Source organism: Pseudovibrio ascidiaceicola, from assembly GCF_900114245.1.
Lineage (GTDB): Bacteria > Pseudomonadota > Alphaproteobacteria > Rhizobiales > Stappiaceae > Pseudovibrio > Pseudovibrio ascidiaceicola.
This window is the reverse complement of the sequence record NZ_FOSK01000005.1, coordinates 76,849-93,417: the sequence shown is the minus strand read 5'-3', so window position 1 is coordinate 93,417 and position 16,569 is coordinate 76,849. Positions and strand designations below refer to the sequence as shown.

At 51.2% G+C, this 16,569-nt stretch carries 9 protein-coding genes; 1 reads left to right on the top strand and 8 read right to left on the bottom strand.

Annotated features, from left to right (window positions below):
• Positions 1 to 13 precede the first annotated feature (13 nt).
• From pdxY to BM231_RS10830, 6 genes are all read right to left on the bottom strand, one after another.
• Complete coding sequence (gene pdxY, locus BM231_RS10855) at positions 14 to 868, bottom strand: pyridoxal kinase PdxY (RefSeq protein WP_093519277.1); 855 nt, start codon at positions 866 to 868, stop codon at positions 14 to 16.
• 72 nt (positions 869 to 940) lie between these two features.
• Entirely contained in the window at positions 941 to 2,218 is a 1,278-nt protein-coding gene (gene mtr, locus BM231_RS10850) for a tryptophan permease (RefSeq protein ID WP_093519275.1), read from the bottom strand.
• An 82-nt stretch (positions 2,219 to 2,300) separates the two neighbouring features.
• Positions 2,301 to 3,701, bottom strand: coding sequence for a tryptophanase (locus BM231_RS10845; RefSeq protein WP_057461422.1), 1,401 nt, complete (start codon positions 3,699 to 3,701; stop codon positions 2,301 to 2,303).
• Positions 3,702 to 4,889: 1,188 nt separating this feature from the next.
• Complete coding sequence (locus tag BM231_RS10840; RefSeq protein WP_093519273.1) at positions 4,890 to 7,655, bottom strand: DEAD/DEAH box helicase; 2,766 nt, start codon at positions 7,653 to 7,655, stop codon at positions 4,890 to 4,892.
• Positions 7,656 to 7,805: 150 nt separating this feature from the next.
• Positions 7,806 to 8,909 (bottom strand): helix-turn-helix transcriptional regulator, encoded by a 1,104-nt coding sequence (locus tag BM231_RS10835; RefSeq protein WP_093519271.1) that lies wholly within the window; start codon positions 8,907 to 8,909, stop codon positions 7,806 to 7,808.
• Between the two features lie 549 nt (positions 8,910 to 9,458).
• On the bottom strand, positions 9,459 to 10,655 hold the full coding sequence (locus BM231_RS10830) for an MFS transporter (RefSeq protein ID WP_093519269.1): 1,197 nt from the start codon (positions 10,653 to 10,655) through the stop codon (positions 9,459 to 9,461).
• Between the two features lie 358 nt (positions 10,656 to 11,013).
• On the opposite strand from BM231_RS10830, the gene BM231_RS10825 reads away from it, so the two are divergent.
• Positions 11,014 to 12,639 (top strand): virulence protein, encoded by a 1,626-nt coding sequence (locus tag BM231_RS10825; RefSeq protein WP_093519267.1) that lies wholly within the window; start codon positions 11,014 to 11,016, stop codon positions 12,637 to 12,639.
• On the opposite strand, the gene BM231_RS10820 is transcribed toward BM231_RS10825, so the two are convergent.
• The gene (locus BM231_RS10820; RefSeq protein ID WP_159437960.1) at positions 12,600 to 14,129 is read right to left on the bottom strand and encodes a glycosyltransferase family 39 protein; all 1,530 of its coding nucleotides are present in this window, start codon (positions 14,127 to 14,129) and stop codon (positions 12,600 to 12,602) included. The two genes, BM231_RS10825 and BM231_RS10820, sit on opposite strands and share 40 nt — an antisense overlap.
• A 288-nt stretch (positions 14,130 to 14,417) precedes the next feature.
• On the bottom strand, positions 14,418 to 16,565 hold the full coding sequence (locus BM231_RS10815) for a 3-hydroxyacyl-CoA dehydrogenase NAD-binding domain-containing protein (RefSeq protein WP_093519263.1): 2,148 nt from the start codon (positions 16,563 to 16,565) through the stop codon (positions 14,418 to 14,420).
• Positions 16,566 to 16,569 lie beyond the last annotated feature (4 nt).

The window sequence follows — 16,569 nt, the reverse complement described above, 5'->3', positions numbered from 1 at the left end:
TGTTTTTCCAGTTTTATAGGCTTGTTAGTTCGAAATGTTCTGTTGGTGTGACGAATTCTTGTTGTGCTGCAATAGTTTGCAGCTCCCATTCGTCTTTTTCCTGCGTGGTTTTAAGCACGCCATACACCGCATTATTACAGTGCTGGAACGCTTCTACTTCAGAAAGTCCATTCAGATAACCAGCGGCAAATACAGATGTGATTAGATCTCCGACGCCAACCGGTTGGCGCTCAAACGGAAGGTGCGGCCGCTGTGCCAGGTAACTGCCTTGCGCATTTGCGAACATCATGGTGAAAGCATCATCAGAAACGCTGTGCAAGTGCTTGGCGAGAACCATTTTAGGCCCAATTTCCATTGCCTTAGCGCATGCTTGTTTGGCTTGTTCCAGCGTTTCAATTGGCTCACCAATGAACTGTGAAAGCTCAAACTGGTTGGGCACAATTACATCTGCAATCGGCATCACCTTGCTCACCAGCAACTCCGCAACGCCTTCGCTGACGATGCAGCCTTTATCAGGTGCACCCATGACTGGATCACAGAAATAGAGACAGTCCGGATTGTGACGCCGAACTTCGTTCACGATGTCGACAATGACATCGCAATGAGAAGGTCCACCAAGATACCCTGTTACAATGCCTTTGATCTGAGAGAGGACGTTCAGTTTTGCCAATCCCTCAAAGATTTCAGAGATTTGCTTGGCATCATGGGCCTGTCCAGTCCAACCTTGCGGATGCTGGGTGTGGTTTGAAAACTGGACGGTGTTGATGGCCCAGACCTCATGCCCCATACGTTGCATTGGAAATACAGCACAGCCGTTGCCAGCATGGCCGTATGTCACGTGGGATTGGATGGAGAGTATGCCTTTCATTTCAAATACCTCATTTCGGAACTGAGGCTCACAACCGCGAGCCTCAGCAGAACATCATGCCATTCTCGGCGCTTATGGATATACTGGAAGTGCGTTGAACATCCCCAGAATGTGACTGACTGCGACCAAAATGCCGAAGCCAAAGACCAGCCAGACAAGAGCGTCACCGCCCCAAACGCGGAACTGAGGATTGCCGAATTTCTTACGGCTAACACGCACCATCAGAGCAGGGACGATCGCAGTCCAGACTGTTGCTGCAAGACCAGCGTAACCAATCGCGATGATGAAACCATCCGGAAAGAAGATGCCACCAATCAGCGGAGGAACGAAGGTTACAGCAGCTGTTTTCGCACGACCTGCAGGGCTGTCATCAAACTTCAGGAAATCCGCCAAAAAGTCGAACAAACCAAGCGCTACGCCAAGGAAGGAGCTGGCCACAGCCATGTTGCCGAATGCGGACAACATATTGGATGCAGAGGTGTTTTCTACTGCACGGCCAAGAGCTTCCACCAATACGCCGATGTTACCACCCTGTTCAATGATCGGACCAAAATCGGCACGTGAGATGTTGCCCAATGTGGCGAATAGCCAGACAATGTAAAGTACCAGTGCGAGGAAAGTGCCTGTACCAAGGCAGAGCAAAATCTTCTTCGGCTCTTTACCGTAGTACTTCATCAAGCTTGGTACGTTGTGGTGATACCCGAAGGATGCCAGACAAAACGGCATTGCTGCGAACAGATACGGGAAGTAACTCCCCATTCCCATAGTACTGTCGCTATCAAAGAAAACTGCAGCCTTCATGTTGAACGTGTAACCGGTCACAGACATGAAGAACGTGATGATCATACCGCCAAGCAGAATGGTTGTGATGCGATCAACCGCTTTGGTAGACCACCAGACGAAAAACGCCAGACCCAATGCAAAGATCAGTCCGGCAAGCATCTGCGGAGGTGCAACGCCTAGAGTTGCATCGAGCGTATGCACTACGATCGATCCGCCACCGGAGATGTATGCATAGCAAAGAATGTAGCCAACAAACGCAACAGCGATGTTGTTGATGGTGTTCCACCCTGTCCCAAGGGTGTCTTTCACCATAGTATCGAAGCTGGACCCAACTGGATAATTCAGGTTTGTTTCCAATATCATAAGACCGGAATGCAGCATACAGAACCATGTGAAGGCGAGCGCCAGAATGGCCCATATGCTCCACATGCCAGCACTAACGGTTGGAACGGAAAACATACCAGCGCCGACTGCAGTGCCGGCGATGATCATAGCCCCGCCTAGGAAGGATGGACTGACTGTTGCAGTGGATTTTCCCAAACCACCGACTTGTGTGCCCTCAGACATTTACTTCTCTCCCGTGAAGTAGTTTTGTTATATCCGTGAGGAAAGAGGAGAGGCGCAGAGCAGCGCCTCCCAAGTTGCCAACTTATTTGATTGGCTTCAGACGTGCAGTGAAGTGGCGAAGCACGGGTGGCTCGTATTCAAAATCAAAGCCTTTGATATCCTTCGCGTTCTTCGCAACGTTAATCAACGCATCCGCGATGTAGTCCATGTGATCATTGGTGTACACACGGCGCGGAATGGTCAGTCGCATCAGTTCCAGCGGAGACTCTTTCTGCAGACCTGTGGCCGGGTCACGACCCAACAGGAAGGAACCGATCTCAACCGGACGAACACCGGATTCCAGATAAAGCGCGTTACACAAAGCCTGTGCTGGGAACTGATCACCCGGGATGTGCGGAACGATCTTCTTCGCATCCACGAACACAGCATGGCCACCGGTTGGGTACTGAATTGGCACGCCGCCTTCAACGAGACGATCACCCAAATACTTAACCTGACCAATACGATAGTGCAGGAAGCTCTCATCCGCACCTTCATGCATACCCCGTGCCAGTGCTTCCATGTCGCGGCCGGCTAGTCCTCCGTATGTTACGAAGCCTTCCATTGGGACGCAGAGGGTTTGGACGGCCTGGAACAGCTCTTTCTTCTCGCGGATGGCGCACATGCCGCCGATGTTGACCAGAGGGTCTTTCTTGGCGGACATGGTGAGCATATCGCCGTAGGAGTACATTTCGCGGATGATGTCGGTGATGGACTTATCCGCGTAGCCTTCCTCGCGCTGCTTGATGAAATACGCGTTTTCGCAGTAACGCGCGGAGTCGATCACAACCGGGATATCGTATTTCTGGCCGATCTCATATACAGCCCGCATGTTGGCCATAGAAACTGGCTGACCGCCGGAGCTGTTACAAGTCACTGTGGTGATGATCGCAGTGATGTTCTTCGCACCGTTTTCCTTGATCGATGCTTCCAGCTTCTCAAGATCGAAGTCACCCTTCCAATCGTAGTAAGTGGTTGTGTCATAAGCCCGTTCGTCCACCACATTGACGACTTCACCACCGTTCAGCTCTACGTGTGCGGCTGTGGTGTCGAAGTGGTAGTTGGAGATGAACACGTGCTTATCTGCATCGCGCACTTCCTTGGCGCGGCGGATCAACGCCGGGAACAGGATCTGCTCTGCACCACGACCCTGGTGGGTTGGTACCATATATTCATAACGGAAGAAGTGATGGACAGCTTCTTTGAGGTTGTAGAAATTGCGGGATCCGGCATAGGCTTCATCGCCCATCATCATGCCCGCCCACTGGTAGTCAGACATGGCGCCTGTGCCAGAGTCTGTCAGCAGATCGATGTAAACGTCATCACTTGCGAGCAGGAATGGGTTGTAACCTGCTTCAGCCAATGCCTTTTCGCGGTCTGCGAAAGTGGTCATCTTGATTGGCTCAACCATTTTGATGCGGAACGGCTCAGGGATACGTTTCATTGTTCTAGTCCTTACGTCATGTTTTTACTGCGCATTCTTTATCCAAATACTGGCTCCCACCTTTGGGAACACGCAGCGGCGCACGAGTTGGGTCGCTCTCCAACCATTTGGCGCGAAAGTTTTCAAGCACCTGAAACTACAGGCGTTTATCTTGGAATTTGTGTCTTGCGGCAGCAGTCACCAGATTTGAAAGTAAGACGCAGCTCACCCGTTCACTGTCAGAGACGGTGTGAGTAGTTTTGCCCGAAGAAGCGCAAGGGTAGATGTAGTTTTCCCGTTACACCAAGTAGATTGGGCGTCTAACAATCAAATTTTCAAAGGGACTGATGGGCCTGTAGGCTTATACGCACACATTTGGGAAGTCATAGGCAAGACGAACATCTTGCGTAAACCATGCCAAACTTTTTTTATTGCGATACTGAAGAACCAGTACTGACCGGCTCATGGCCTATTCCTCATCTTTACTGCATATCATGTGATAGCAAAGGCATATGAAACCACATTCACCCATGTGTCAAGCAGCTATTCTACCCCTGTGCTACGGGGTTGCCCCTAGTACAAGTATAAAGGTCAGTATAGACTTCATGAGGTATTAACAGGCGCTGTAATATTCGACATCACACAGTAAATAATTCTGTAAGTTATTACTTTTCCCTTCAAGGCAAGGTTCTTTGCGGTGCTTTACGGCAAGATCACCTGAAGTCGCCCAAGAGTGAAGCGCACAAATCAATAGCAGATACACAGGCGCCGCCACGAACTCTTGATATCTCAGAGATTTCTTTCCTGTTAAATTTCACAGGAGGCAATTATTCCAAGTTATTTGCAGGTAAGCATCTCTTTGCGACACTTTTTGGCTGCCACCACGTTATCCCCGTAAGAAAATTGCGCGCTCCCGCACTTATCCTCCCAGCCGCGTTTTTCTGCCCTGCCCAAAGGCAGTTGATAACTTTTCCGCACGCCGGGCATAAACCTCTCCCCACGCTCAAAACCAGAACGCCACCTTCATGAAACCTGCTCAGCAATCCACCTAAAACACCCCCACATAGCAACGCGTTCTTTTGCGTTTCTTTGCGTTTTTTAAGGATTTCATTGTGCGATGCACCATTAAATTCCAAACTCAAAAGTCTTGCGTGAGCAGCAACCTTAAAATCATGCGGTTAACCTCACCAAAGACAACCTTGGCAAGTACTACTCCCACACACTCAGACGATCAGTCTTTTTCTGAAAGACTGAAGCAAAGGACTGCGTTCGTGCTTGCAAAAGTGATAGTCGCCCCTCAGGGCTACGTGTGTAGATAAGTTGTGAAGGCCCGATATATCGCTCCCAGCGTTTAGCAAAGAACTCGGCATTCTTCTTTTTTTGACCGATCGAATTTGGAACTGGGTGATAATCCACGCGAGATATACCGCCGAGCCTGGAAGAACGCACAAGCAAATATCGCGGATTTTCAGAGGGGCCTAAAACTTCTCCCATTGCCTCCAAAAAGAGACGTCTCTCCGCAGGCGTAGCCCCATCCAACCGACAATAAACGACGCCCATTTTGTTTTGCGTGGACTGAATACGAAGGTTTTGAGTGCTTGTTTTTATGTGCTCCATGAACTGAAGGGTTTCTAAGACGCTCCATCCAACTTGCGTTATAGATTTCTCTAAAGAACTGTTTCGCAGATATAATCGAAAAATCTTGAAAGCTTTTGGTGCGATCATAACCGCAGCTACACCAGCACCGACCAGAATCCAAATTGCCAATGTCTCAACACCACGAACACCAGACAATATCTGCGCAATGGCAAGAGCGGCGGTTATAAGACCTGTCATAATTAAGTATTGGATGGTTTCAAAAAACACGAAACCTTGGGGCGCGTAGTTTGAACCAACGTTTTCACGCATTTCCGGTTTCGGGCTGGAACCATGCAATCCGTTGCTCCATGTGTGGCTCAGAGCGTTCCTCTCTTTAGCCCGCGCTAACATGCTTTGATTAAGGCTCTCTACACCAGCATTCGTCCATTTCGTGCCAGCAAGAGCAAGCCGCTTGGAACCGTTTTCTATTGTGAAGGGCGCTTCATAAGAAACGCCTTCAAAAGCAAGAAACCGCCTTTGCAGCATCCTCACATCATCTCCAACATTCTGTTGAATGTCATCAAACGGGTCAAAGACTTCTGGCCTTAATATCTCTTTTGTAAAAACTGATTTCAGCTTTTCATCTAACCGCTCAATATCAACTGATGCGAGATGCCAGATATTGGCTGTTTTATTAGGTTTACTCGGATCAATACGAATAGCCCTGCCACGCATTTGATTGGAAAGCATGTAAGAACCAACATAACTGGCTAGAATGAGGGTATTTACGGAGGGTGCATCCCAACCTTCTCCAAGCAATGCCTGCGTTCCAACCAAGGCAGTAATTCCGCCAGCATTGAACACCTCAGTTATCAAGTGAACGATGCTTTGCTTTTGCTCTCCCTTGATATGAACACGGACGAAATTCTTGTCATGAGCCAGGTCTGAAAACCGAATATGGCTATTATCGATGTGATTATCTCTAACCACTTGATCAAAGATGCCAAGAGCATCTTTGGGAAGAATAATCAGAGATCCGGTCAGCACACCAAGTTTGACGCCGGCGATACTTTCGCGGCGGAGATGCTCAAAAATTGGGGCCACACCGATTTTATTAAGCGGGCCTATGTCATCCGTACCAGAAGGCAATTCGGCCTCTCGAATATAGTCCGCAAGAACCACCATGCGTAGATCATCACCAAGTTGCCTGGCTTCCATTCGAGTGATCGTAGCTATGCTCTTCAGCTTGCCAGTGCTACTGGCTAGTATTTTTTTGATTTCCTTGGTGTCTTCAAGGTTTATTCTGCGCCGCTCAATAGCTCCTATTCGCTTAAGTTCGCGGCGAACAGCAACCAGAGTGTCATCAAATTCGGAGAAGTCATCAACATAGGAGTAAAGAACCCCACTCAGCAATACTTCAAGCCACTTGGGATCAACACCCGGAACCTCAGCCGCCCTGACACCTAAAATGTTTAGAGCGTAATCAGGCGGAGCAAAGCCAAGCGAATTGAGAAATATAATTATCGAGGAGAAGAACTGCGGATCATCAAGAATGTCTTTAACGTGGCTCTGCGTATCACGAACCCAAGGATGCGCAGAAAGGGCATCCAAAAAGCGCTTATTCTCCGAAAGTTCCTTAAGAAACCCTGCGGTGTTCTTTTTGAACTCCCATAGTTTCTGGTGCTCATCCTTTGTCGGAAGAGAAAAATGAACATAATCTTGATGCGGACATAAATCACCGCGTTGCACCAACTCAGGCACCGAAATTTCAGCATCTATTGGGCCGCACAGCTCTTCGTACTTCTGCCACTCTTTAAAGTCGACATCATATGGAGGAGAAGCTGTCAATGCGACAGTTTTGGGCTTCACTAAGCCAGCTTTCAGCTTGATGAGTGCCTTCCACCATTCATTCCGTAAATGATGCGCTTCGTCCAGCACGAGCACATTCACATTTTGCTCAGCAAGCAGTGCAATTACATCAACCGATTTAGACCGGATTACCTTTGGCTGGTCTTCTGCTTCATCTTCTGCGTCTTGAAGCTCCTCATCGATGTCCTCATTCGAGAATGCGGCATGAAGAGCTTGATAGGTGATCACAGTGAGAAACCTTGGGTTTCTGATATCCTTTGATATCCAATCAGGTCGCTCTTCACCCTCTGGTAAAAACAAGGACGTGAGGCGTTCTATCCATTGATTGCGGATCGTAATCGTAGGAGCAAGAATTACTGCGGGTTGATCTACTCGCCTTATGACCTCCAATCCAAGGATAGTCTTCCCTGATCCTGGAGCTGCAACAATATGCAAGTGGTCATCATCCAGATGGGTATCTAACTCAGCGAGAACGCGCTCTTGATACTCTCTCCAGGACGCTTGGAAACTTAATTTATCAAATGACATCTACAACTCTGGATTTAAGGCCCGCTATAAGTAACATGAAATACTTGTAGTGCCTACACGCTCAGCTGCTCCCTTCGTGTACTAAACGAGTTGAAGATAAACCCAAATTGGGCTGGCGCAATGCAAGACGCATCAAGCAGTTCGCACAGCTCACCGCGAGAAGGATCGAAACACTTCATAGAGCTGGAAGAGTTGTTTTTGGGAGTTGATGTTCATTTTGTAAAGAGCGCTTCTGAGTTGTTTGCGGACGGTGTCGAGCCGGACGGAGCGGCTTGTGGAATAGGCTTGCAGGGACTGGTTGGAGAGGACGGCGCAGATCACGTTTGTCTCAGCTTTTGAGAGCCGGAAGACATCTGCCATATTCTCCAGCACAGCACGTTCTGCCTGCTCCGAGGCACCTGTCATCATGATCTTCACCGCCAGGTATTGCGCGGCCTCAACAGCTCCGCCTGCCGCCTGTGGTTTTGGGTTAAACATCTGGATCAGATAGGTTATGCCGGATCGTTCATCCGTCAGCTTCAAAAGTGGCAGGCCACCGTGAAGGGCGCTAACATGCGCTTCTGCCAGTTTTCTGTTGTGCTTACGGTCAGTACAGGCAAGGCCTGCTTTCTTCAGTTTCAAAAACCCGTGCTCCAAAATCTCAAGGGCCTCTGGATTGATGGAACTGATGGTATGCTGTGAAAAGATGATGAGGCCAAATGGAAGCTCCGCTGCAACGCGGTCTTGCAACGACAGCTTCATCTCAAGGCTCTTGACCCTTTGCCGATAATGCAGAGCCCGGCTGGCATGCGGTATCATCCGCTCAAACACCTTTCTTTGCAAAGGTGTGAAGCCATCTCCGGCCCTGAGGGAAGATACACCAAACCAGCCGAAGTTATCGCCCTTGGTCAGGTTCGTTCCCATAAGGTCATAGACCTCATATCTGGGAAGCAGCTGGTGGACCGGGTTGGTTTTCAAACCATGCTCCGTCGTCATCTCTGCATCAGTTATCACCTGTCCATAGGGAGATTTGTGAACCCGCTCTATTCGGTAATCATGGGGGAAGTAGTCTGTGGTGTATTCAAGCTCGAATGCGGTATCGATACGCGCCACATAGTTGAGGCGCTCCTCGGGTTTTGCTGCATCATACGTGTAAAGGTGAACGCCAGACGTTCCCAGCATGTCGCTAGCCGTGGTGAGGGCGCGCTCAAACAGATCGGGGTGCTCTACAGCCTCATACAACTGAGTGAGAAAGAGTTCAAAATTCTTTTCCATGCCTCTAAATATGTAAATAGCAATGATTCTCTAAATATTCGATAGAGTTACCGTAGCGTAGTGACAATAAATATCAAACAGGATTTAGGTGGTGCCTAGCTTATGCAGAGTAACGCGAGCAGAGCAGTCTTATTAATCGAACAACCAGAACACGTTGAGTATCTTTCGGAGGCGTGCTCTTTTTCTTCTGCAAGCCCCCATTTGGGGAATGGTTGGTGGGTCGCGTTCCTTTTAACCTAAGTGGCAAGCTGATCGCATTTCAAAACAAACACTGTGTTTTTTGTGGCCCCTTGTTGAGATTATTCATCTCAGCTGACGGGTCATTGAGCAAGCGGTTTGGGTAAGCCGAAATGAGGTTCTGCTGTGTTTTAACTGTTATGGGGGGAAGAGAATATTAGAATGGATATTTCGTAACTTATTGTATTTATACTTGAAATCTATATCAAGCAGAGATGAACCTTAGATTGAGCTATACTCTAAGTCATTTGCTTCAAAACAGCTCGCCAAGCCTCCAGCGCGAGCTGTTTTTATTTCATGCGGTCAATCTGGTTAAGTCAACTTATCGGGCGCAAGAGCAAGGGATGTGTGATCGCTTTGCGCACGGCGCAGGGCCATGGTGGCCTCCAGAGCGGCGAGGCCAAAGATGAGGTAGAGCAGGGGGCCAGTGCCCAGTTCCACAATCATCCAGCCTGCGATGAGCGGAAAGCCGAAGATGCCGATGAAGTAGGTCAACGCGAACAGCTGCAGGGTTTGCGGCACCAGATCCTCCTGCGCATCATTCGCCGTCATTGCTGCCAGCACGGGATAGGACGCCCCGTAGCCAATGCCAAACAGGATCGCCACGACGATGTAGGCTGGCACATTTGCGCCTGACAGCGCAAAGAGCAGCACACTGCCAGCCATCACGTATTGCAGTGCTGCGATGGTGAGGTACGGCTGCACACCGCCCTTGAACTTTGCCAGCGCCACACGGCAAATCACCACGGTAATGGTGTAGGCAAGGAAGAAGTAGGCGTAGTCCAGCCCCCGAGCATCGGCAAACACGGTCTGGAAGTTGTTCATGCCCGCAAACACGCTGGCCCCAAGGCACACCATGATGATCGGCAGGAGCGCTCTGCCTTGCAGGATCACACCAACATAACGGATGCTCAGTCGCGATTTCGCCTCTGGTCCTGGGTTGATGGCGTGTCGTTGTACAGGCCTGACCAACACTGCAAACAAGAGCGCGCTGAGAACGCAGAGCCCGGCGGTGATCAAAAACGCATCTGCAATAGTCCCGCCCGCGGCTTCAATCTGCGAGGCCATCACGGGGGAGAGGCCGAAGCCTGCCATTAACACCACAGAATGGAGCGCAAAGTAGCGGATGCGTTCGTCTGCCGTCACAAGCCGGGTCAACACCACAGGTGCCAGCGCATAGGTGAGGCCCCATCCTGCACCTAACAGCAAACTGGCGATTATCACTGTGGCGTTCACTCCATCAGCCAGTGCAAACAGTGCAAGGGCACCCGCTATGGCCAGACATGCCAGAGCAAGCGTGACCACACGGCCAAACCAGTCGGAAAGGTGACCGGAGAAGAAGACAGCAATCAGCGTGGAAACGGTTGCCACCAACAACACGAGGCCGACGGCTTTTTCATCCGCCCCAAACCCGGCAAACAGCCGTGGGAGCATAAAGGTCAGTCCATAGGCTCCGGCTTGCAAAAGCACGGCAGATAAATAAACGACAAATGTCAGAGTGCGAGACATACGCAGGGCACCTCAAATCAAACAGGTTCAGGAGCACATCCCCTCACATCACACAGATATGAGCGATGGTTACTGCTCACCGGCACATTAGGTTTCCAAGTGGAACTTCATAAGATCCAATTACGCATAAATGTTTAGAACCAGTTTCACAGCAATCCTCACCCTACCCTACGTGGCTTCGCCCGTAAGAGTTTGGAGTATAACAGGTTTGTGCAAGTCACTCCTGATGGCGGGCAACTAGCCTGAGATTTTATCTGTTCTGTTGACGTCGCATTCGCCCTGAAATCACGCTGATATAGGGGAAACCTGCGGAATACTCCAAAATAGCAGTGTTCCAGATGTGAAGCGGAGCCTATGGATGCCTCAGAAAAAAAAGAGTGACGCAGAGAAAACGACCAGCGACCCGCAATCAGAAGCGTGGATCCACTCCATGTCAGATATCCTGCACATCAAGCAGGAGGACCCGAACACACAAGGCCATCCAAACGGCGGAAACACGGATCATACTGATGGGCCTTCTGGCAACGGCGTGTCACTGGAACCAGATGTAAACGCGGATGAGACCGCTCCCCCAGAGCCTCAGATTCCGGATCTCACGCCACAAATCAAGAAAGCAAGTACCAAGTTCGAGGTCTATAAAAAGCGTCGGAACATCTTCAAGGACGTGCGTGATCTGGAAATCTTCGATAACTACGTCAAATCCACCGCACAACTTCTGGAACAGGCCAATGACCTGAACAAGCAGCAGAATGTCGATGCAGTAGAAGATACTCTCGACAATGTCAGCCTTACCATGAAGGAAATCGAAAAGACCTACGCCCGTGGTGTCGCCTCCGCTTGTGTGCTGGTGCAGCGAAAACAAGAACTGGCAGATATCAGAGCACGTTTAAAGTTCCTCAACAGTTTCGATCTGGAAGGCTTTTCCGAAAATCGGCAAAGAGAGGCTCCACGGTTGGCGGGGCTCGTTCAAACCAATGTCGATAAAGCAGAGGCTCAGCTGAAAGCCGGCGAAATCAAAGCCAGCCGGGATACCTTTCTGACAATACAAGGCTATCTGGAAATGCTGGAGCTGACGCTCAAGGAAATACCGTCAAAGGAAACTCAAAAGCCGCGCAAGGAAATCACGGTGCAGGCTTATACCGGCGATAACTCAGTGGCAGGGGCTCAGGAAATACTCACTGAACTGAATAGATTGTATGAGGAGCAGCGCAAGATCCCGTACACAGATAAAGAAGAGTACGCACGGAGCAGGGAGAAGATAACGGCTCAAAGAGCGTTACTCAAAAACCCCGATCACCGGATTAACAATGCTGACCGTGATGGAATTTTTACCCAGTTCGAGCCTCTGGGCGAGGATGGCAAGTCTGTTCTTGATAGCGGCGAATACGAGAAAGCCGGAAACAAGATCCATTTGAGTGTCCAGATGGATCAACTGGCACAAGCCGGAAACATCCTGACACCGCTTTTGCTCTCGCCAGATAATCCCTTCCTTTCGTTTAAAGTCACCAACATGGACGGAGCGGTGGAGGCATTTAAAGATGATGAGAAGCAGTATTCCGCTGATACGCCTGAGGCCAAAGCCAAGCTGGCAGAGCAAAAAGCGTACTTTGATCGGGTCACCCAAGGTGCGCAGATCACGCTTTATCCGTATGCCAAGGACACAAGCTATCCTGATGGCGCTGAAGACTTCGGCTTTTTCCTGAAACTGCTGGAACAGGAATTAGCAGCCGCTGGAATTCAACCGGGCAAGAACCCGGATTCCGATGCTGGCCTCGAAGGTTTGAGCTTTGCAACCTTCCGCAATGAAGAAGGCTCTCGTGGTGTTGGCGTGGACGACGAAGACCAGCTCGAAGAGAACCGAAAGATGCTTCGGAGCAAGCCGTTCTATCAGGCCCTCACCAACAAGGATTATAAGCCAGAGAAACCTGAAGAGAGCCCACCATCTCAGCAAGAAGAGGCAGAGAGTAGGAAGAGTGCCCGATAGGGGACGCCGCCTCGGTTGATCGTGATCGGCTTGTGCTGGGTGATCTCGCAGAATGATCCGGCAAGGGACGCGCGAACACGGTTCAGTCGCGTCTCCCAGTCATCGTAGGGCAGTAGGCCTGCAATGAGAACTTTGCTCTCCGGGGTCAGCTTCGGCAGGAGCCCGAAGTGGCGGGGATCACTACCCAGCGCGCGCACATCCGCCAGACCGTTCAGGGCATAGGATATCTTGGCGCCATCGATCCAGTTGAGGGTGTATAGTGGGGTTGGCTCGCCGTTCTGCAGCAGACCGCGAGTGATCAAAGCGTCCTTTGCATCGAACCAATCCATGGCACGAATGGTCTCGTCCCAACGCGGTGGAGGAAAGCCGAGTGGTCGTGTCAGCAGCCCCGTTTTAAAATGCAGCCCTCCCAGCACCACGACGATCAGGATAAGCGCGGCTGAGGCTGCGAACGCGTGTTTGGCAAGGACAACGCTCGACGACTTCAGCTTGGCAAACCAACTACCCAAAAGCGGGAAGAGGAACAGGTATCCGGCCATGGGCCAATGGGGCAGCGTGTTTCGGGAAAGCAGAACCACTACGTTGAACACGATGATCGGCACAATTGCAAGGCACAGGAAGTACCGGCCAGACACTGTTTTCTCACCAGTACGGAAGAACCGTACCACAAGCCACAGGCCCACGATCAGTGTCACGGGCTGCAGATAGGCCAGCTGTCCCAGAAGCATGCGCCCGGTATTGAGGAGGTGGACGGGAAGATCAAAACCGGCGGAGGTCACAGAGCGGGACAGCTGGAACCCGAATGACTGCCAACCGTTCGTGGCATTCCACCAGATGACAGGGCTGAAGACCAGAAGAGCAACGGCACTGGCGATGTAAGGGCCACGGGTACGGAGGAGAGGGCGGAGTTCCCTGTCCGTGAGCAGGAACAGCAAGGCACCCACTCCAGTCAAAACTGCCATGTACTTGGAGAGCAGAGCCAAACCAAACGCCAGTCCAACAGCGCTCCAGCGGGCATCGCTTATGTGGCGTGTGTTGGGGTTCAAAAGCGGTGTTAGCAGGCTGGCCGCGATCAACAAGAAGAGCATCATCGGTCCATCCGGTACGACCCAGCTACCTGCGGACAGCATGAAAAATGGAGAGATGGAGAACCAAGCAATCGCCCAGACACCAGCCTTCGCGCCATAAAAGCGGGCGGTCAACTGGTACAGCAACAGGGTCGAGATAACAGACATAGCGATGAAGGGCGTGCGGAGCACAAAACCTGCCTCAGATCCTGTCAGCCAAGCCGTTGCATGGACTATCCAGAAGGTCAGCGGCGGGTGGTCGAAGTAGCTGAGAGACGGATGCCGGGCCATGACAACCATATAGCTTTCATCAACACCCAGCCCCAGCATAGCGGCCCCATAAAAACGGGCGAGGGTGACAGCAAAAACTATAATGAAAATAACAATGGCAACACGGGCTGGTGTGACGGCTCTGTCAATCATCAGCTGCCTCATAATCAGGTTACTTCGCTTTTTCTTATGGTGAGATAAGAGGGCCTTGCGTGCAGAAACAGCGGGAACGCATTGAAGGAAACTCCCGGCAGCTCAGCACCACTTAAACACTCTCTCCACCTCCAACGCCCTTCTTCCCTGCAAGCCTGAAGTTAACCTGAAGAGTATGTCGTATTTTTATCAGTGCGGATGTGAAGTGCGGTGTAAAGGCAGGCAACCGCGCACAAAAAAGCCCGCGAAACGATAGCTTCGCGGGCTTGTTGCTAAGTCGGTTTAGGCCTAGGCAGCAGCGAGTTTTTCGCTGCGCAGTTTATCAAGAGCTGCATCGGTGACTTTAAAGCGTGGGCCATATGCAGCTGCCAGCTCATCAGCGCGTTTTTTGAAGGCTTCAAGGCCGATGCCGTGGATGAACTGTAAGGCACCGCCTGTGTGTGCTGGGAAGCCGATGGCGAAGATGGAACCGATATTTGCTTCCACCTCAGTACGCAACACGCCTTCATCCAGACAGCGCAGGGTTTCGATGGCCTGACGATACATCATGCGATCTTCTGCATCTTGCATGGAGATGCTCAAGTCCTGCTCCTTGAACTGGGAAAGACCATCCCAGAGTTTCTTAGAGCCATCACCAGCATACTCGTAGAAGCCACCGCCATAATGACGACCACCACGGCCCATGTTCACCATCGCCTGACCAACCTTCACGTTGGAGCTGTCATCTGCCGGGAAACCATCTTCAACACCGAGGCGTTTATCAAGCGCGATGTGGGTCTCGTGGATCTTCTTGGTGAGCACCATGGAGACTTCATCATGTACGGCCAGCGGACCAACCGGCATGCCGATTTTCCACGCAGCTCGCTCAATAGCAACCGGGCTCATGCCATCACGCATCAGAGCCAGACCTTCATCCAGATAGGTGCCGAACACACGGCTGGTGAAGAAGCCACGCTTGTCATTCACCACAATTGGCAGGTAGCCGATCTGCTGCACATAGTCATAGGCCTTGCGCAGGGTATCGGTGCTGGTTTTGTCACCAACAATGATCTCCACGATCTTCATTTTATCGACTGGAGAGAAGAAGTGCAGGCCAATGAAACGGGTCGGATCGGGACAGCTTTCCGCCAGAATGGAGATCGGCAGGGTTGATGTGTTCGAGCCGTATATACCGTTATCAGAAAGCTGCTTGTAGGTTTCAGGGATAACCTTCTCTTTCAAGGAGATATCCTCAAACACCGCCTCGATGATGATATCGGTGCCTGCAAAGGTCTCATCGCTATCTGTTGGAGTGATGCAGCCAAGAAGAGCTTCCTTCTTCGCCTCATCCATGCGGCCTCTTTTGATGGCTTTATCTGCCAGTCCTGCTGAATAGGCCTTCCCTTTTTCCGCATTCTCAAGGCTCATGTCCTTGAGTGTGGTTGGCAGACCACGGCTTGCATGTGCCCATGCAATGCCCGAGCCCATCATACCTGCGCCAAGAATAGCAGAGCTGCCTGCTTTCCAGGCATCACCTTGCGGGCGAACCTTGCCGGACTTGATGGCCTGCATGCCGAAGAAGAAGGTGGTGATCGCCGCGCGAGCCTCAGTAGAGCGCAACAGCGTCGCAAAGCCACGGCTTTCATTGCGCAGCGCGCTGTCAAAGCCCATGCGCATGGAATTGACGGCGATGTCCATCACCTTTTCAGGTGCTGGCATCAGGCCACGCGTTTTGTTGTAGAGCATGGTTGGCGCCATCGCGGCTACCATGCGCACATTGGCGCTTTCCGCATTGCCACCTGGATAGCGGAAGCCTTTTTGATCCCACGGCTGAACAGCGGCCTCAGGGTTGGCTTTGATCCATGCCTTTGCAGCTGGGATCAGCTCTTCCGGCGTATCAACCAGCTCTTCAACCAGACCGGCTTTCAACGCCTTTTCCTGACGCAGCTGCTTGCCTTCTGCCAGCAGTGGCAGGGCTGCTTCCAGACCCAGCTTTGCGGTGAGGCGGACAACGCCACCAGCGCCGGGCAACAGGCCGAGTGTCGCCTCTGGCAGGCCAACAACAGCCTTTGGAGAGTTAAGCAAAATGCGGTGATTACAGGCAAGACAGATCTCAAACCCGCCGCCGAGCGCTGCTCCATTGATGGCCGCAACCACAGGCACTGGCAGCTTTTCCAGCTGGCGCAACGGGGCTTTCATCTCTTCCACGTAGGCGAAGATGTCTTCCGGATCCATACTGCCGTGGAGCATCTCTTCCAGATCACCTCCGGCAAAGAAGGTCTTCTTGGCAGAGGCGATAATAACACCGGAAAGGCCCTCTTCAGCGGACAGCTTGGCCATCAACTCTTTCATGCCTTCAAACCAGGCACGGGTCATGGTGTTTGCGGATTTGCCAGCTGCGTCAAACGTGATTGTAACAATGCCGCTGGCGTCTTTTTCGTAAGTGTATTCAGACATGGTC